We start from the raw sequence: 20164 nt of genomic DNA, 5'->3' as shown, positions 1-20164 counted from the left end.
GAGGAAATAAAAATGGAAAATAAAAAAATAGCAAAACAGATTTTAATAGCTACGGCTGTTTTAACAAGTTTTTTAGGAAGTAAATTGGTTTATGCAGATGTAGTCCAAAGTAATTCTAATGACAGAGCTAGTACTGAAACTGCTAGAGTAACAGTGAATAACTTAAGAAAACCAATTACTAAAGATCAAGAAACTGATACGGAGATGACATATCTTTCAGATATGGATTGGTCTTCTGCAACTCATGGTGATGTAGATAAAACAAAAACAGTACAAAAAGATGCTCCATTTACAACAGGAAATAAAGGAGAACATACTAAAATTTCATTGCTTACTTCTGACAATAAAGTTAAGTATTTTGATAAAGGAATAGGGACAGTCGCAGATTCCCCGTCTGTAATCAGCTATGATATTAGTGGTCAAGGATTTGAAAAATTTGAAACTTATATAGGAATTGATCAAAGTGCTAATAGTTCTAGAGCAGACCACGCAGTAGTGGATAAAATAGAAATAGAAATAGATGGAGAAGTAGTTTATTCCAGTAATGTAACTAATCCAGATGGATTCAGATATAATACCCAGGCACAATTTATTAGTGTGACAATTCCACAAAACGCTAAAAAAATATCCTTAAAATCATTCTCAGGAGAACATACATGGGGTGATGAAGTTGTATTTGCTGATGCTAAACTTATTAAAACTGTTAGTACTCAAACTATAACTCCAGATCTTCTTAATAAAGGAATTAATGGAGGAGTATATCTTTCTGATTTAGAATGGGTTGATGCTACTCATGGTGATGACGATAAATCAAAAACAGTTCAGAAAGATAAACCGTTTACACCTGGTAATAACGGTGCAAATAATAAAATAAAATTATTAATTGACGGGAAGGAAATAGAATTTAATAAAGGATTGGGAACTGTAGCAAGTAACCCGTCTAGTATAAAATATGATGTTTCGGGTGCTAATGTTACAAGATTTATTTCCTATGTCGGAATTGATAGGAGCGCCAATCATTTAAATTCAGATTACGCAGATATTCAAAAATTTGAAGTTGTTGCGGATGGTAAAGTCATTTACTCATCAGATTCAAAATATCCGAAAGGAATTAAGTATGATACATCGGCATTTCTGGTTGATGTTGAAATTCCAAAAGATACACAGACGATAGAACTTAAATCATATTCAGGAAAACATACATGGGCTGACGAATTGGTTTTAGGTGGAGCCTTGTTTATGGCAAATGGTAAATTTAAGAATCCTAATGATTGGTCAGAAGTTGATAAACGTCGTGAAATTAATAATGAACATCCGTTACTTATGATGCCTTTATATGCTAACGGAGAAGAGTTTAACAAAGGGAAATATACTTTTTGGGGAGGAGATACATTAACAGGTAAGTGGGAGCATATACCAGATGACTTAAAACCATATACTGTTATACAATTACATCCAGATGATCTTCCTAAAAGAGATGGAGCTGCTAGAGATTTTTATGAACATATGTTAGAAGAAGCAGCGAAATATGTAAATCCTAAGACTGGAAAAAATGAACCAATTCCAGTTATTCTGACGGTTTACACTGCTGGTAATATGCCTTATTATACTTCGGCACATTGGTTAAGTACCAGCTGGATTGATAAAATGTATCAAAAATATCCAAATTTGCATGGTATTTTCAGTACAGAGAATTATTGGATTTGGGCAAATGATATTGAAAATAAGGCGGCAGATTACTTAAAAGTATCAGCTAAAAATGGAGGATATTTTATATGGGCTGAACAAAATAATGGTTCTGCAATAGAAAAAGCATTTGGAAAAAACGGTAAGATAGCATTTCAGAAATCTGTTGATAAGTACTGGAAGAACCTTATTTTCATGTTCAAAAATACACCTGCTGCCGAGGGAAATGATTCAACTACAGAAAGTTATATGAAGGGACTTTGGCTATCAAATCATACTTATCAATGGGGTGGTTTGATGGATACTTGGAAGTGGTATGAGACAGGTAAATGGAAACTGTTTGCAACTGGTAATATCGGAAAAAGTCAAGGAGATAGACAATGGTTGACTGAACCAGAGTCTATGCTAGGAGAAGAGGCTTTAGGGGTTTACCTTAATGGAGGTGTAGTTTATAATTTTGAACATCCAGCTTATACCTATGGTGTAAATAATAAAGAAAGCTTACTCTTTAGCGAAGTAATAAAAGAATTTTTTAGATATGTAATAGCACATCCAGCACCATCTAAAGAAAAGGTACTTGAGGATACAAAAGTATTCATACATGGAGACTATTCAAATAAAGGAAATGGTAAGTTCTTTGTAAACGTAAATACTGATAGAGAACAAACTCCATTATACATGACTGGTCGTTATAATGTTATTCCAGCTATTCCAGGTATTTTAAAAACAGATAAATTGAAAGAGTCTGTTTCTGGTAATCGTATTCAGATTAAGGAGATCACTTCCCCAGAATTTAGCTCTACTCAGGCTAGAAAAGAATACTTGAATAAGCTGTATCCTACGAATTATGATGGAGATATCTTTGCTCAGAAATTAGATAATAGATGGTTTGTCTATAATTACAAGGTAAATGAGAATGTTAAACAGACTGGAAAATTAAAATTTAATTCTTTAGAAATGGATGTTGAATTTGAACCTCATACCTATGGTATTTTTGAGAGAATAAGTAATGGATTGAAAGTGAATTTAAATAATTTTAGAACAAATAAAGATTCACTATGGTCTAATGCTCAAGATGCAAATCAGGCAAGGAAACTACCACAATTGACCAAAAAAGGTGCGATTAAGTGGATTGATGAACATTATATCAAAGATACTCAGTTTGGAGAGAAAAGGGTTACAAAGATAGTATTAAGAGGTATAGATAAACTTCCTACTATTCATTCATTAACAGGAACAAATAATTCCTATGATCAGCCATCTCTCAATTTTGATCAGAAAAATCATACGGTTACTATTACCATTAACAGTAACGGAAATCTTGAATTCGAACTTCATTTTTAGAAAGGAGTGAGTTTATGTCTCAAGATGAAAAATTAATTCGTGAACAGATTTGTGATGTTTGTCATAAGATGTGGCAACTTGGTTGGGTTGCTGCAAACGATGGGAATGTATCTGTTCGATTAGATGAGGATACCATTATTGCAACTCCTACTGGCATCAGCAAAAGTTTTATTACTCCAGAAAAGCTGGTGAAGTTAAATCTCAAAGGAGAGATTTTAGAAGCAGAAGGTGATTACCGGCCTTCTAGTGAAATTAAAATGCACATTCGTTGTTACGAAGAACGTGAGGATGTCCGTGCGGTTGTTCACGCGCATCCACCGATTGCAACAGGATTTGCTCTTGCACATATTCCTTTAGATACTTATTCACTAATTGAGAGCGCGATTGTGGTTGGGGCAATTCCTATAACTCCATTTGGAGTTCCGTCTACAATGGAAGTGCCAGAAGCAATTACACCTTATTTACCAGATCATGATGTCATGCTATTAGAAAATCATGGAGCTCTGACTGTCGGAAGCGATGTCATTACAGCATACTACCGTATGGAAACTTTAGAATTAGTAGCAAAGACAACCTTCCATGGAAGAATGTTACTGTCTACAAAAGGTATTGAAGAACAAGAAATTGCTCGTCCTACTTTAGAACGTCTATTCTCAATGCGAGAAAATTATAAGGTTACAGGTCGTCACCCAGGCTACCGTAAATATAATGGCGATGGTAGTATGAAAGAAACAGAAAAATAAGAGGAAAGTATTATGATCCAACATCCACGTATTGGTATTCGTCCGACTATTGATGGTCGTCGTCAAGGTGTACGCGAATCACTTGAAGTGCAAACAATGAACATGGCTAAAAGTGTGGCAGATCTTATTTCAAGCACATTGAAATATCCAGATGGGGAACCTGTGGAATGCGTGATTTCTCCATCTACCATTGGTCGTGTTCCAGAGGCAGCAGCTTCACATGAGTTGTTTAAAAAATCAAATGTTTGCGCAACAATTACAGTTACACCATGCTGGTGTTATGGTAGTGAAACTATGGATATGTCTCCAGACATTCCTCATGCTATTTGGGGATTTAATGGGACAGAACGTCCAGGAGCTGTCTATCTTGCAGCTGTACTAGCTTCACATGCTCAAAAAGGGATTCCAGCCTTTGGGATTTATGGTAGAGATGTTCAAGAAGCTAGTGATACAGATATTCCAGAAGATGTCAAAGAAAAACTTTTACGTTATGCGCGTGCAGCTCTTGCAACTGGCTTGATGCGAGACACTGCTTACCTATCAATGGGTAGTGTATCAATGGGTATTGGTGGTTCTATTGTGAATCCAGATTTCTTCCAAGAATACCTAGGAATGAGAAATGAATCTGTAGATATGACGGAATTTACACGCCGTATTGACCGTGGTATTTATGACCCAGAAGAGTTCGAACGTGCTATGGTTTGGGTAAAAGAACATATTAAAGAAGGTGTTGATCGCAATCGTGAAGATTTGATTCTTTCTAAAGAAGAAAAAGAAAAACAATGGGAATTTGTTGTAAAAATGTTCATGATTGGTCGAGATCTTATGCAGGGGAATCCTCGTTTAGCAGAGCTTGGTTTTGAGGAAGAAGCAGTTGGTCACCATGCTTTAGTAGCTGGTTTTCAAGGTCAACGTCAGTGGACAGACCATTTTCCAAATGGAGATTTTATGGAAACTTTTCTCAATACTCAGTTTGACTGGAATGGTATTCGAAAACCATTTGTATTTGCGACAGAGAATGATTCACTAAATGGTGTGTCTATGCTCTTTAATTACTTATTGACGAATACCCCACAAATCTTTGCTGACGTGCGTACTTATTGGAGTCCAGAGGCTGTTAAACGTGTAACGGGACATGCTTTAGAGGGGCGTGCTGCAGCTGGATTCTTACATCTAATCAACTCAGGTTCTTGTACATTGGATGGTACAGGTCAAGCTACTCGAGATGGCAAACCTGTTATGAAACCATTCTGGGAGTTGGAAGAAAGTGAAGTGCAGGCTATGCTTGAAAACACAGACTTCCCACCAGCAAACCGCGAATACTTCCGTGGAGGAGGATTCTCAACTCGCTTCTTGACGAAGGGGGATATGCCAGTAACAATGGTACGTCTCAATCTTCTAAAAGGGGTTGGTCCAGTGCTACAAATTGCAGAAGGTTACACACTTGAACTTCCTGAAGATGTTCACCATACTTTAGATAATCGTACAGATCCAGGATGGCCAACTACTTGGTTTGCTCCACGTTTGACAGGAAAAGGTGCATTCAAGTCTGTCTATGACGTCATGAATAATTGGGGAGCTAATCACGGAGCGATAACATATGGACACATTGGTGCAGACTTGATTACCTTGGCTTCTATGTTGAGAATTCCTGTCAATATGCATAATGTACCTGAGGAAGATATCTTTAGACCTAAAAATTGGTCCTTATTTGGAACAGATGATCTAGAATCAGCAGACTATCGTGCATGTCAGTTGTTGGGGCCACTACATAAATAAAATTTGTTTATATAGGAGGTGAACTTACGTCCCTCCTATCCTTTTAAAAACATTTGTTAGATATTTCACAAATAATTGAAAACGAATACAAAAAGTAATATAATGATGTTAAATATATAGCGCGAAGGCGCAGGAGGAAAATTATATGGCTACATTTTATGTTCCGGCAGTCAACCTTATTGGTAAAGGTGTTGTAAATGAAGTGGGTCCTTATATCAAGGAACTTGGCTATAAAAAGGCACTTTTGGTGACAGATAAGTACATCGAAGGCAGTGACATTTTGCCTAAGGTTTTAAAACCGCTAGATACAGAAGGAATCGAATATGTCATCTTTAGCGATGTAGAGCCAAACCCTACTTGTAAGAATGTCACAGATGGGGTAGCTGCTTTGCAAGAACATGGCTGTGACTTTATCATCAGTCTTGGTGGGGGTTCTCCACAGGATGCAGCTAGTTGTATTTCTATCATAGCTACAAATGGTGGGAAACCACAGGATTATGAAGGGCTTCATAAGTCTGCTAAAAAAGGCTTGCCAGTTGTGGCTATCAATACAACGGCAGGAACTTCTGCAGAAATTACTATTAATTATGTGATTACTGATGAAGAACGCAAGGTTAAGATGGTAATGGTTGATAAGAATAGCCTTGCTCTTATCTCTGTTAATGACCCTGAACTCATGCTTTCCAAACCTCAAGCTTTGACTGCAGCGACAGGTATGGATGCTCTGACTCACGCTGTTGAAGCTTTGGTAACACCTGGTGCTTATGATGTAACCAAGAAACTGTCTATTGGTGCTATTGAGCTTATCAAGGAATATCTTCCTCGTGCCGTAGCAAACGGACACGATATTGAAGCGCGTGAAGGTATGGTCAATGCTATTTTCCTTGGTGGTATGAGCTTTAATAATGCTGGTCTTGGTTATGTTCACTCAATGGCTCACCAACTCGGTGCAGTATATAATTTGCCACACGGTGTTTGCTGTGCTATGTTGCTACCAGTTATAGAACGTGAAAATGCTAAACGTGTACCAGAAGCTTTTCGCAATGTTGCTAAAGCCTTGGGACTTCATGTAGAAGGTAAATCAGATCAAGAATGTGCCGATTATGCAATTGCTGAGATTGAGAAGCTTTCTGAGACAGTAGGTATTCCTAAGAAATTGACTGAACTTGGTATTGAAGAAAAAGATTTCGACTTTGAATACCTTTCTAAGAATGCCTTGATTGATGCCTGCGCACCAGGAAATCCATTTATGCCAACCTTAGAAGAAACGATTGCCTTTTATAAAGAGTTGTTTTAGCAAGAGATTGGACGACAATAGGACAATTCACCTCTAATTATTGACATTTCAGGAAAAATCGCAGTAAAAACGGTACAGCCTTCTTTAAATGTGCTATAATACTAGAAAAATACTTGTGGAGGTTCCATTATGGCAATATTTTTCATGATTTTTCTGATTGTTTGTGTGCTCCTATTGCTGATAGTCACATTGAGTACGGTTTATGTGGTTCGTCAGCAGTCGGTGGCGATTATTGAACGCTTTGGGAAATACCAAAAGGTTTCCAATAGCGGTATTCATATTCGCTTGCCTTTTGGGATTGACTCGATTGCGGCGCGGATTCAGTTGCGATTGTTGCAAAGCGATATTGTGGTTGAGACCAAGACCAAGGACAATGTGTTCGTTATGATGAATGTAGCGACTCAGTACCGTGTCAATGAGCAGAGCGTGACAGATGCCTACTATAAACTCATGCGTCCAGAATCTCAGATTAAATCTTATATTGAAGACGCCCTTCGCTCTTCTGTTCCAAAATTAACCTTGGATGAATTGTTTGAGAAAAAAGATGAGATTGCCCTTGAAGTTCAACACCAAGTAGCAGAAGAAATGACCACTTACGGCTATATTATTGTGAAAACCTTGATTACCAAGGTCGAACCTGATGCAGAAGTTAAGCAATCCATGAATGAAATCAATGCGGCGCAACGTAAGCGGGTCGCAGCGCAAGAATTGGCTGAAGCCGATAAGATTAAAATTGTCACTGCAGCTGAAGCCGAAGCAGAAAAAGACCGCCTTCATGGTGTGGGGATTGCCCAACAACGAAAGGCGATTGTGGATGGATTGGCAGAGTCTATCACTGAACTCAAGGAAGCCAATGTTGGCATGACAGAAGAGCAAATCATGTCTATCCTCTTGACCAACCAGTATTTGGATACTTTGAATACCTTTGCCTCTAAAGGAAATCAAACCATCTTTTTACCAAATACGCCAAATGGTGTAGATGATATCCGAACACAAATCTTGTCAGCCCTCCGTGCTGAGAAGAAATAATAGACTAAAGAGCTTGGCAACAGGCTCTTTTTGTATTGTTTTTGTTAAGAAAAACAAAGAACATTGATATACATTTAACTAAAAATTATTGTATATTGTCTACTTTAATTAGGAATGATAAGAGAATAACTAGAAAGATTTGTGAATACAGACTATTTCTGATATACTAAATATACAGTAATAATGAATGATGGGAGATGGGATGAAAGAATTTCAATTTGAGAGAAAGCAGCGTTTTTCTTTGAGGAAATATGCAATAGGAGCTTGTTCGGTCTTGCTAGGAACGAGTTTATTTTTTGCTGGTATGGGTGCTCAACCTGTACAGGCTACAGAAACGAGTTCAAAACTAATTTCAAGTCATTATTTGGATGAGCAGGATTTATCTGAAAAGCTGAAATCTGAGTTGCAATGGTTTGAAGAAAATAAAATTGAGGTAAAAGAGGGAAAAGAATACTATTTTGTCTATCGAAAATTGGCTACAAGATTACCAGAAACAGGTCTGTTTTCTAATGATGGGATGTTTATCTTGGGGGCAGGATTATTATTGCTTTCCTTCACTTTAATCAAGAGAAAAAAGGGAGCGTCTTACTTCCTTGTGAGCGTCTTTGCTGTTGGTGGATGGGGAGTATCCATCTCTGCTATTGAAAATCTGGTAGAATTGCAACCAGCCCTTGTTAAAAGGGTAGAAGGTCAGTTTTTACCAAGTCCTGAAAGAGTTCAAGGATATGAATTTACGGGATATTATTTGGTCAGAGATAGTGCTAGCAAGGAACTTACTGTTGATAAGGTAGAGTCGCCAGCATTATCTCAAAAGGAGGACAGTTCAGAACCTCAATCTAAGAAGATTATACCACAGACTGCATCTCATTTTAGCTCGACTGAAGATCTTGTGCAATCTCCTCAACCATCCTACGCAGTTGAGAAAATTGTTGAAGCTCCTGTAAGCCAACAAGCACCTGCTGAAATTGGATCTATAGGGGCTAAGGAGGAAGTTGCAGGAAATCCCCAAGGAGAACAACCGAAAGCAGAAAATAATAGTGATTATAAAACAAGTCCTGAGGAAGGTGTGTTAAATGCCACAGTAGAGAAACCAGAATTGCTAGTCACTACAGAGAAGGTTGCTTTCCAAACGATAGAACAAGAAGATGCAACCTTAGCTAAAGGGCAAACTAAAGTTGTTCAAGAAGGTGTTGTTGGTGAACGCACCATCTATACGGAAGTCACTATCGTTAACGGGGAAAAATCTAGCAAAGTTATAGAAAATATAATCACAAAAGAGCCGGTGGACAAGGTGATTGCAGTTGGGACTAAGGAAGAAGTTGCACCAAAACCAACACAACCTGTAACTCCAGAGCCAGAGGAAGTTCAACCAGTTCAACCTGAAAAAATTGAGAAAAAACCAATAGTAGAGAATGAAACGGAGACAAAACCAGCTGATGGAATAGGACAACCAAGACCAGGAGCAGAAGAAACGCCGGGTACAGAAGCAACACCCGGCGAGAAACAAACACCTGACAAACCCGAAGCCGAGCCGAAGCAACCAGAACCAGCACCCCCAGCCGTGGAATCAGGGGGTGAGGAAAATCAAACTCTTGCCCCACAAGGTACTGAGTCTAAGCAACCATCTAAAGAAACTGCTGAGACCAAAGATTCTGAACCAGCACCCCCAGCCGTGGAATCAGGACGCGAAGAAGATCAATCTCCTGCGGAACAAAAGGGTGAGGAGAACCAGCTGGAGAATCCAGTTGAGGGGGTCAAAGATGTTGGTGAGTCTACCCCACAAGAAACCCAAAAACAACTAGAGCAACCGGAACAAACGGCTCCATCTCCAGAGGTCAACCCAAGTCAAGGAAACGAACCAGAACCAGCTGTTCAGCCTGAACCCTTAGCTCCCCAAGAGCAACCAACTGTCTCAAGTCCAGTAACGAAAGAAAAAGTATTGGAATATAATACAACATATAAAGCTTCACCAGCCTTAAATTACAAAGAGCAACGAGTAGAAGTAGCAGGCGAAAATGGTAAGGAAGTGACAACTACTTCTTACAGTTTTGATGAAAGTACTGGGAAAATAGTAGAAAACACTTCAACAAAGATAGAAAAACATCCAGTAGATAGAGTTGTTAAGGTTGGGAATGTAGAAGAAACAACCTCAACAACCAAAAGAGGTGAACAGTTTGTCGCGGATGAGTCACTTGATAAAGGTGTCAAAGAAGTCAGAAATCAAGGTCAGGACGAAGAAACGACAACAATAAAAGTTTACAAAGTAAATGAACAAACAGGAGACTTGACTAAGCCGACTGTAACGACAAAAGTCGCTAAGCCAATGCAAGCGAAAATAACGGCAGTAGGAACAAAACCAACAGTTCAATCACAAGAAACTCCTTTTAAAACAATTTATAAAGCAGACTCAACGTTGAAATATAATGAAAAACAAGAAGAAACTCCAGGAGAAAAAGGTCGTATAGTATCAACTACTAAATATACAGTAAATCAAGAAACAGGAGCTATCTCAGAAGAAACTACAACTGAAAATATTCCAGCTAAAGATAGAGTTGTTAAAGTTGGAAATGTTGAGAAAATAGTAAAACCTATAGAAATTGTAGAGGTGAAAAAAGATGCCCCTGAACTTCCAAAAGGAAAAGAAGTAGTTGAAGATACAGGTGAACAAGGTGAAACAACAATAACTAAAACTTATAAAGTTAATCCGGAGACAGGAGAGTTAACAAATCCAGTAGAGAAGACTGAAACAACTAAAGCTATGCGCCAAAAAGTAATCTTGGTTGGTACTAAAGAAGACAAACCACATCTATTGCAAGAAAATAGCGAGTTAGAAAATGCAGTGGATGTGACGGAAGCTAGTAGAGAAATGAAGGCTGTAGACTTCTTAACAGATGAAAAAATAAAAGCGCAACTAACTCCGCCTGCTTTAGAAATAGACCGCGATTTTTATAAAAAACGCAGTGAGTTGAAAAAAACGCAGCCGCAGATAAGGGATGATGAAGTAAGAGAAATTCTACGAAAAGAATATCTTGAAAAATTATCGATTAAAGAAACACTCGATGCGACTAAAACCGATTTAGAAGCTAGTTTGAAAAAAGTTGTGGCGCATACCTTGAGTATTTTAGGTGACAATCAACAAAATAGAGAAAAAGTAAAAGGTGATATTGAAGCTAATAAAGAGAAAATATTACTAGGGTTATCCTATATCAATCGTTTTTATAATATTGATTTTGGAGATACCAACATCCGTGATATTCTAGCTTATAATCCAAGCTCATTTGGTAAGAAAGAGGTTACTGCTTTAGATTGGTTAACACACCTTGGGTCTATGAGTTATGATGAATTAAGATTAACCAATAGTCCAAAAACATTTGAGAAATACTTCGGAAAAATCACAGATAAACCAACGCTATTAGATTTCCTAGATTACAATAGAACTACATTCACTAATATGGATGGCGATACGTGGTTGAAGAAAGCGACTAAAGCTATCGTAGTTGAAAAAGCTTCGAAAGAAAAACCTGATGAAAAAGTAGACTTATATACAAAATTAACTACCCCTCCTGAGAAATATGGAGCTGAAAATCGTCAAATAGAAAGTAGAAGACAACAAAATGTAGCTACATTATTAGGGTTGGTAAATATCAAAGAGCCAAGCGTGTATGCTATAACTAACATAGCGACGGTAACCTACGGAAACATCGGAACGTATATGGATACTTCTTTAGAGAAAACCAATAAAGCTAAGTATACCGAAGAGCTTAATAAGGTTAAAGAATTGATAGAATTAACTGCGACAAGACAGGCTGATTATATCGATACTCTATATCGAATTACAAAAGAAGAAAATCGTCCGAAACTGATTACAAATAGAGTGATTGTCGATACGATGAAAAAATATACGACGAATACGTCTGCTGGAATAGCGACAACATGGTCTAAAGAATCAGGATCAACAGCGGATAAAGGGGTTAAAGACTTTATGACACCTCTAGGATTGTATTCACCATCGCAAAATGTAGGTGCAGAAGCCAATGGAGTGGGTGTCCGTTACTTTATAGATAGAGTTCTTGATGATAGAGGTTCAGCGACTTACTCTCACGAAATGACGCATTTATTAGACAGAACAGTACTGTTTAATAATCATGGTCGTCGAGATGGTACAGCGGCAGAGTTTTATGCTAGAGGAATCTTCGAGAATTCATACACACCAGAGACAGATACATATTTCAACTTAAACTTCGTTTACGATGAAAGTAAGAAAAATGGCTTTTACAACAAAACACCAGATAGATTCAAAACAGCTGCAGATTTGAAATCTTATATGCATGGAAGTTTTGATGTGTTATATAGTTTAGATTATTTAGAGGCAGAAGCAACAAAGCAACTTTCAGCAGAAGACAAGACGAAATACTTCAAGAAAATAACTCCGATAAATTCAACTGGGACTAGAACACCCGTAACATATACAAACCAAGCGGTTAAAGCTACGCATAACAGTGAAAAAATCTCAGAAATCACACTGGCAGAAGCGGAAAAATTAACTGATATCAATAGCTTAATCGATAATAATATTTTAGTGAACCGCTACATAATAAATGGATTCAACGCTAAAGGTGATGTTAAAGCTAATGGATATTATTTAGTAGATATGTTTGATACAATTTTTGGAGTTAGTCAAAATGACTCTGGTATGAGTGGGGACATCACCTTTAGAAAACAAGCATTTGAATTGATGGCTGCTTTGGGCTATTATGAAGGATTTGTTCCTTATGTGTCAAATCAGTTTAAAGTAGAAGCAGAAGCGGCAGGAAAACCATTATCCGATAAGTATATTTTTGAAAAAATTCTAGGAAAAACATATGCGGAGTTCAAAAAAGAACAAATTAATGAGCGTGTTACAAAATTAGATAGACTAAAACCAATTACGATAAATTACAATGGAAAACAACAAGTAATTGATAGTAAAGAAAAATTACAAGAGCTTATGAATAAAGCTGTACGTGAAGAAATGACTCAAATAAATCAAGGTAACACAACGGCTCAGAGACTTTCATTTATAGAAACTCCAGTTCAAAAACTGAAAAAAGCGATTTATAAAGCTCATCTCAAAGCTTCAGATGACTTTAGACAGTCGATTTACAATAGTTAAGACAAAAGGGACATCTCTCTGGAATGAACATTCAGAGAGGTGTTTTTTTGGCTCTTGTAAGGTTTGATACTCAATGAAAATCAAAAAGCAAACTAGGAAGCTAGCCGCAGGTTGCTCAAAGTACAGCTTTGAGGTTGCCAGATAAAACTGACGAAGTCAGCTCAAGACATGGTTTTGAGGTTGCAGATGAAACTGACGAAGTCAGTAACTATACGCACGGCAAGGCGACGTTGACGTGGTTTGAAGAGATTTCAGAAGAGTATTGTTTCTTGAAAATTACAGTTTGCTTGAACATGGAGTGATGTTCAGACTTTTCCACAAATTATAGAATCTTTTCTGAGTATTTAGGGAGTGATAGAGGAAATCTTGAAAGCGCTTTTGTTTTGTGCTATAGTCAAGTCAATAGACTTGTTTAAAGAGGAATGCTTGTATGAGAAGAGAAGAAGTTTTACGGAATCACTGGTTTTTTAGTCAGGAGGTGGGGAAAGAAGAAGCCTTGGCACCGGATTTTCAGAGAGAAAATTGGCAGGCTATTCAAGTGCCACATGACTGGAGTATTTACAATGATTTTGACCAGTATTCGCCAGCGCAAAATGAGGGTGGTCAGTTAAACGGGGGTCAGGCTTGGTACCGGACGCAGTTTTACTTGGAAGAAGATGCCAGTCTTGTATCGGTGCGTTTGCTCTTTGATGGAGTTTACATGAATGCCCAAGTCTATATCAACGGGCAAGTGCTGGGCTATTATCCCAATGGCTACACACCTTTTTCTTATGATATTACGCCTTATCTAAGAAATGATGGGACAGCCAACCAGCTTGCGGTTTTTGTGGAAAATCAGCAACCTAGCAGTCGTTGGTACTCGGGTAGCGGTATTTACCGAGAAGTAGAATTGTTGATTACAGATGCAGTTCATCTGGATTTATATGGGATTAAGATAGAAAGTCCCAAGCTCAAAGAGCAAAGGCAATCTTGGGTGGAAACCCAGCTTACAAGTAAGGTTTCAAATGATGGACTTCAGTCCGTGTCGGTGTATTTGGAGCAGAGTATCTGGTATGATGGACAACAGCTGTCAGACTGGCAGGCGACAGACTCTCTAGTGATTGAGTCTGGGGACAAATATTCTTTCCAACAAGCGATATCAATTTTTCAACCCTTGCTTTGGGATATTGACCATCCTCATCTCTATCAGTTGAAGACTCGCATCTACAAAAATGGCATTTTGGTTGATGAAGAAGAGGAGACATTTGGTTACCGCTATATGGATTGGCAAGCGGATAAGGGCTTCTTTCTAAATGGCCACTGGTTGAAGATTCATGGGGTTTGTTTGCACCATGACTATGGAGCGCTGGGAGCTGTGGAAAATAGGTCCGCTGCTGAGAGACGATTGCGCCAGATGAAGGAAATGGGCGTCAATGCGATTCGAATCACCCATAATCCAGGCAGTAGCATCTTGCTGGATGTGGCTGCTAAAATGGGGCTACTCATCCAAGAAGAAGCCTTTGATACCTGGTATGGAGGCAAGAAAGAATATGACTATGGTCGCTTTTTTGAGGAAGAAGCGACTCATCCAGAAGCGAAGGTAGGCGATTTTTGGTCAGATTATGATTTGCGCACCATGATTGAGCGTGGCAAGAACAATCCAGCGATTTTTATGTGGTCCTTAGGAAATGAAGTTAGTGAAGCAAATGGCGATGCTCATTCATTGAAGACGATCAAACGCTTGCTAGGAAGGGTCAAAGAAGTGGATGATAGTCGTTTTGTGACCATGGGAATGGATCAATTCCGCTTTGGAGATGGGTCTGGAGGTCATGAAAAGATTGCTGATTTGCTGGATGTGGTGGGCTTGAATTACTCAGAAGACAATATTGATGGGATTCGCAAAAGACATCCCAAGTGGCGACTTTACGGGTCTGAAACCTCATCGGCTACCCGAACGCGTGATAGCTATGTTCGCCCAGATAAGGAATGGGTTGGGGATAATCGCCGCGTGCGGAATTTTGAACAGTCAGACTATGGCAATGATCGAGTTCCTTGGGGGAAGACAGCGACGACTTCTTGGATAGCAGATAGAAATCGTCTAGACTATGCAGGTCAGTTTATCTGGACAGGAGTGGACTATATTGGTGAGCCGACTCCTTGGCACAACCAAAATGACACGCCTGTCAAGAGTTCCTATTTTGGGCTTGTGGACACGGCAGGAATTCCAAAAAATGACTATTATCTCTATCAAAGTCAGTGGTTGGACATAGATCAGCATCCCATGGTTCATATCTTACCCCACTGGAATTGGGAAATCCACAAGAGTTATCAACAAGTTGTGGATAAGTATGGGGATATCCCTGTTCGAGTGTATTCAAATGCCTGTTCTGTAGAGCTATTTCTAAATGGAAAATCCCAAGGCAGAAAGACTTTTCAGGAGAAATGGACTTCAGATGGTAGAAAATACCAAGAGGGAGAAGGTTCTGATCAACTCTATCTTGAATGGCGTTTGGCTTATCAACTAGGAGAATTGCATGCTGTGGCCTATGACCGTCAAGGTCAGCTTGTGGCAGAAGATAGGGTGGTGACTGCAGGTAAGCCAGCCAAAATCGGGTTACATGCCGAGAAAACAAAACTGGAACCAGATGGGCAAGACCTCCTTTATCTCTATTTTGATGTATTGGACAAGGATGGAAATTGGGTGCCGACTGCTTCCAATCAGCTTCATTTTGAAATTGAAGGCCCTGCTCGTATTGTAGGTGTGGATAATGGTAGGCAGGCCAGTCGTGAACGTTACCAAGCCCAGAAAAATGGTCGGTTTAAGCGGAAAGCCTTTCATGGCAGAGGTGTCCTCTTAGTTCAGAGCTTGGAGCAGGTAGGTCAAGTGAGAGTAAAGGCCAGTGCCGGAGGGCTAGAGCCAGCAAGTTTTGATCTCTTAGTGGGAGAGGCTTTGGCTTGCCAGCCAGTGAAAAATCAGCGCTTATTTGAGATTCGAGTGGATAAGCAGGCAGGATTACAAGAAGGGAATTCCCCAGCCATTGGACTTTATCCACAAACTGTGGATAACCCTGTGAACAAGGTGGGGAATAGTGAAGTGATTTGGGAGACGAGTGGCAGTGCCCATGCCATTATCAAGCAGGGGATGCTTCATTGCTTGTCTGCAGGCGACTTGGCGATTCACGCCATTTATCAAGGGAAGACCTATCAAACTCATTTGCAGGTCGCAGAAAATACCTCACTAGGACAGGCACTTTCTGTACGACCACTTCGCTTGTATACAGCTAAGGGAACTTATCCACAGCTGCCATCTTCAGTTTTGGTGGACTATGAGTTCAGGGGTGCACAACGAGTCAAGGTTGTCTGGGAGGAAATTCCTAAAGAAGATATAGCAAGCTTTCATGAATTTACGGTATCTGGCCAGCTAGAGGGTTTGGATTTAAAGGCTTCTGCTCAGGTTTGTGTCCAAGGGATTTGCGCTATTGAGCCTGAAAGGGTTTGGACGCTTGTCAAGGAAGCCCCACACTTACCAGATCGAGTCAAGCTAGTCTTATCAGATGGCAGAAGAGATACGGCCAAGGTGACTTGGGCTGAACTTGATTCTCAAATCTATGCTCAGGTAGGAGAAAGTGTGCTCACAGGGCAGGTAGCGGGCTGTGAGTTGCCAGCAACAGTCACCATTCATGTGACAGATGCCAGTGTAGATGGCGAAGTTATTTCCAATCAGTGGACAGGGTCCGACTTGCCTCTGGTCTTTGCTTCTCACTCAGAGCCAAATCATCCAGCCTCTTACCTCAATGACAAGGTCATTGCTCGGAAAAAATCGACAGCCAATACTTGGATTACCAAGTCAGAGCAAGCCAGCGTGGGCATTCTTTTTGGAGATGCAGGGATTTTAAAACCGCGATTTGTGGATAACGTGACCTTGTATTATGTTGAAAATCAAGAATATGTGGCTGTTGAGCCGACCTTTATTGATTATTACATAGGGAATGAGCCTAGCTTGCCTCGGACTCCAAATCATTTGGACAAGGATTCTCTGCTCAAGCAAGAGGAGAATTGGCAACCTGTATCAGGCATCCGAAAAGTTTCAAGCGAAAAGGCTGAAGAGCTTCGTTTTGAATTTGATAAGGTGGAAACCTATGCCCTTCGTCTTCGATTTGAAGGCTTGGCAAGCCCTCTAGCGTTAACAGAATTGCAAGTACATGCCAAAAAAGTAAAGAAAAATGTAGATAGGAAGTAATATGGTAAGAGAAATAAAACCGCATGGCCCCTTGCCTAGTCAGACCCAGCTAGCTTATTTAGAGGATGAACTAGCAGCATTTATACATTTTGGGCCCAATACCTTTTATGACCAGGAATGGGGGACAGGTCAGGAGGATCCTGAACGCTTTAATCCGACAAGGTTAGATGCGCGTGAGTGGGTTCGCGTGCTCAAGGAAACGGGCTTCAAAAAGTTGATTTTGGTGGTCAAACACCACGATGGCTTTGTCCTTTATCCGACAGCTCACACAGATTATTCGGTCAAAGCCAGTCCTTGGAGGAATGAAGAGGGGGACTTGCTCCTTGAAGTTTCCCAAGCTGTCACAGAGTTTGATATGGATATGGGGGTCTACCTATCACCCTGGGATGCCCACAGCCCCCTCTATCATGTGGACCGAGAAGCGGACTATAATGCCTATTATCTGGCTCAGCTGAAGGAGATTTTATCAAATCCTGCCTATGGAAATGGAGGGAAATTTGCTGAGGTCTGGATGGATGGTGCCAGAGGAGAGGGCGCTCAAAAGGTCAATTATGAATTTGAAAAATGGTTTGAAACCATTCGTGAACTGCAGGGCGATTGCTTAATTTTTTCAACAGAAGGTGCTAGTATCCGCTGGATTGGCAATGAACGAGGGTATGCAGGTGATCCACTATGGCAAAAGGTGAATCCTGACAAACTAGGGACAGAAGCAGAGCTGGACTATCTTCAGCATGGAGATCCCTCGGGCACGATTTTTTCAATCGGAGAGGCAGATGTTTCCATCCGGCCAGGTTGGTTTTACCATGAGGACCAGGATCCTAAGTCTCTCGAGGAGTTGGTTGAAATCTACTTTCACTCGGTGGGGAGAGGAACCCCGCTCCTACTTAATATTCCGCCAAATCAAGATGGGCTCTTTGATGCAAAGGATATTGAACGACTTTATGAATTTGCGACCTATCGCAATGAGCTCTATAAAGAAGATTTGGCTCTGGGAGCTGAGGTATCTGGTCCAGCTCTTTCCGCAGACTTTGATTGTCGTCATCTGACAGATGGCCTTAAGACCAGCTCTTGGGCAAGCGATGCAGACTTGCCCATCCAGTTAGAACTCGACTTAGGATCACCTAAAACTTTTGATGTAATTGAGTTAAGAGAAGATTTGAAACTAGGGCAACGAATCGCTGCTTTTCATGTGCAAGTAGAGGTAGATGGTGTCTGGCAGGAATTTGGCATGGGCTTTACAGTTGGTCATAAGCGCCTCCTGCGAGGGTCGTTAGTAGAGGCACAGAAGGTGCGCGTGGTCATTACAGAGGCACAATCTATGCCTGTATTGACCAAGATTGCCCTCTATAAAACTCCTAGCTTATCAAAACAAGAAGTTGTTCAGGGACTAGCATTTGCAGAAAAAAGTCTAGCTGTAGCAAAGGGAGAGACTCTTCATTTTAAGGTTGAACGTAGCGAATGTAACACTCCTTTGGAGGCTAAGATTTCGATTCAACCGGGGACTGGTGTGCATGGTGTCGCCTATCAGGACGAGATTCAAGTCCTTGCGTTTCAAGCTGGGGAAAGCAAAAAAGATTTGACCATACCAACCCTGTATTTTGCTGCTGATAAGACCTTGGATTTCTATCTGAATCTGACTGTTGATGGACAGCTGATTGATCAAGCTCATATTTTAGTTGAAACGAGATAAAATATCTTCACAATTCATTTCCTTTCCGAATAAATAGATAGAACCATCGAATCTAACAAAATTAGATTTAAAACTATGGTATAATAAGAGGAGGAAATGGATGACTTTAAGACATCCGGGCATCAGCCCAACCAATGACTTGGTAGCTAAGAAAATTTTCAGCAATCCAGAAATCACTTGTCAATTTATCCGCGATATGCTGGACTTGACAGCAAAAAATGTAACCATTTTGGAGGGAAGCAATATTCACGTCTTGCCTTCTTTACCCTACTCGGCACAGGATTTCTATACCAGTATTGATGTCTTAGCTGAGTTGGACAATGGAACCCAAGTTATCATTGAGATTCAAGTGCATCATCAGAATTTTTTCATCAATCGCCTGTGGGCTTATCTGTGCAGTCAGGTCAATCAAAACCTAGAAAAAATTCGCCAACGAGAAGGTGATACACACCAGAGCTATAAACACATCGCACCAGTATACGCTATCGCAATTGTCGATAGTAATTACTTCTCAGATGACTTGGCTTTTCACAGTTTCAGCATGCGCGAGGATATGACAGGTGAGGTCTTAACTATCACAAATAACGGACAAGAAAATCATCTGGTTAAGATGGCGTTCTTGGAATTAAAAAAATACAGAGAAACCAGCAAAGACGAGGTTCGCAAGCCGTGGTTAGAGTTTTTCGGCAACAAACCCTTTACCCAACAACCTGAGCGAGCCATCAGCCAAGCAGACCAACTGCTAGACTACAAGAGCTGGTCCGAGGAGGACAGGAAAATGTTTAGTCAACTACGTATGCGTGAAGAACAAGCCTTGTTAGCACAGGACTATGCCTTGGAACAAGCGGAGGAGCGTGGTCGAGCTGAAGGTGGTTTCGCGATGTTAGCAAATCTAGTTCGTCAAGGTCTTCTGACACCTGAGATTGCCAGTCAGCAATTAGGCATGACTGTGGCTGAGTTTGAGGCATTGCTGTAAATAGGAACAGATGACATGTTGCCAAAATGAGGTAGCATGTTTTATTTTAGCTTTAGTTGTTAGTTGCAACAGGCAGACCAGCCAGAGAATGCTAATACTTTTAGGTCGTAATTAGGATGTGGAAGTCAGTCATATTTCTACGGTGAGGCGACTCTGGCGTGTTTAGCCTTTGAATTTTAAGAGAATAGTGCATATGAGAGATAGGGTCTGGTTCTGTTGGGCTCTGCTAGAAAGCTATCAGAGAATCTG

9 protein-coding genes are annotated in these 20164 nt (G+C 40.0%); all 9 read left to right on the top strand.

Annotation, left to right across the window (positions count from 1 at the left end; all coding sequences use genetic code 11):
- Positions 1-12: 12 nt before the first annotated feature.
- The 9 genes from HT730_RS00975 (at position 13) to HT730_RS00935 (ending at position 19915) form a co-directional block, all read left to right on the top strand.
- Positions 13-3030 carry a glycoside hydrolase family 98 domain-containing protein gene (locus HT730_RS00975; RefSeq protein ID WP_173306535.1) on the top strand — a complete coding sequence of 1006 codons (3018 nt, stop codon included), beginning with the start codon at positions 13-15 and terminating at the stop codon, positions 3028-3030.
- 14 nt (positions 3031-3044) lie between these two features.
- Complete coding sequence (locus tag HT730_RS00970) at positions 3045-3773, top strand: class II aldolase/adducin family protein (RefSeq protein ID WP_173306534.1); 729 nt, start codon at positions 3045-3047, stop codon at positions 3771-3773.
- Positions 3774-3785: 12 nt separating this feature from the next.
- Positions 3786-5552: an L-fucose isomerase gene (locus HT730_RS00965; protein ID WP_173306533.1), complete on the top strand. Its 1767-nt coding sequence runs from the start codon at positions 3786-3788 to the stop codon at positions 5550-5552.
- Positions 5553-5697: 145 nt separating this feature from the next.
- Positions 5698-6849, top strand: coding sequence for an iron-containing alcohol dehydrogenase (locus tag HT730_RS00960; protein ID WP_173306532.1), 1152 nt, complete (start codon positions 5698-5700; stop codon positions 6847-6849).
- Positions 6850-6978: 129 nt separating this feature from the next.
- Positions 6979-7878, top strand: a complete 900-nt coding sequence (locus HT730_RS00955; RefSeq protein WP_316043876.1) for an SPFH domain-containing protein — start codon at positions 6979-6981, stop codon at positions 7876-7878.
- Positions 7879-8080: 202 nt separating this feature from the next.
- On the top strand, positions 8081-13030 hold the full coding sequence (locus tag HT730_RS00950; protein ID WP_173306531.1) for a ZmpA/ZmpB/ZmpC family metallo-endopeptidase: 4950 nt from the start codon (positions 8081-8083) through the stop codon (positions 13028-13030).
- Positions 13031-13460: 430 nt separating this feature from the next.
- Complete coding sequence (locus tag HT730_RS00945) at positions 13461-17249, top strand: sugar-binding domain-containing protein (protein WP_173306530.1); 3789 nt, start codon at positions 13461-13463, stop codon at positions 17247-17249.
- 1 nt (position 17250) lies between these two features.
- Positions 17251-18939, top strand: a complete 1689-nt coding sequence (locus tag HT730_RS00940; RefSeq protein WP_173306529.1) for an alpha-L-fucosidase — start codon at positions 17251-17253, stop codon at positions 18937-18939.
- Between the two features lie 100 nt (positions 18940-19039).
- Positions 19040-19915: an Rpn family recombination-promoting nuclease/putative transposase gene (locus tag HT730_RS00935; RefSeq protein ID WP_173306528.1), complete on the top strand. Its 876-nt coding sequence runs from the start codon at positions 19040-19042 to the stop codon at positions 19913-19915.
- The last annotated feature ends 249 nt before the right edge of the window (positions 19916-20164 follow it).

Origin of the sequence: Streptococcus sp. k-628 (assembly GCF_013277475.1) — a bacterium.
GTDB lineage: Bacteria > Bacillota > Bacilli > Lactobacillales > Streptococcaceae > Streptococcus.
The sequence above is the reverse complement of the archived record's forward strand: the minus strand, read 5'-3'. Positions and strand labels throughout refer to the sequence as shown.

What these genes read in the sequence shown, in the direction of transcription:
- HT730_RS00945 (WP_173306530.1), top strand. Translation starts at nt 13,461, where the DNA reads ATGAGAAGAGAAGAAGTTTTACGGAATCACTGGTTTTTTAGTCAGGAG.
- HT730_RS00975 (WP_173306535.1), top strand. Translation starts at nt 13, where the DNA reads ATGGAAAATAAAAAAATAGCAAAACAGATTTTAATAGCTACGGCTGTT.
- HT730_RS00950 (WP_173306531.1), top strand. Translation starts at nt 8,081, where the DNA reads ATGAAAGAATTTCAATTTGAGAGAAAGCAGCGTTTTTCTTTGAGGAAA.
- HT730_RS00940 (WP_173306529.1), top strand. Translation starts at nt 17,251, where the DNA reads ATGGTAAGAGAAATAAAACCGCATGGCCCCTTGCCTAGTCAGACCCAG.
- HT730_RS00955 (WP_316043876.1), top strand. Translation starts at nt 6,979, where the DNA reads ATGGCAATATTTTTCATGATTTTTCTGATTGTTTGTGTGCTCCTATTG.
- HT730_RS00965 (WP_173306533.1), top strand. Translation starts at nt 3,786, where the DNA reads ATGATCCAACATCCACGTATTGGTATTCGTCCGACTATTGATGGTCGT.
- HT730_RS00960 (WP_173306532.1), top strand. Translation starts at nt 5,698, where the DNA reads ATGGCTACATTTTATGTTCCGGCAGTCAACCTTATTGGTAAAGGTGTT.
- HT730_RS00935 (WP_173306528.1), top strand. Translation starts at nt 19,040, where the DNA reads ATGACTTTAAGACATCCGGGCATCAGCCCAACCAATGACTTGGTAGCT.
- HT730_RS00970 (WP_173306534.1), top strand. Translation starts at nt 3,045, where the DNA reads ATGTCTCAAGATGAAAAATTAATTCGTGAACAGATTTGTGATGTTTGT.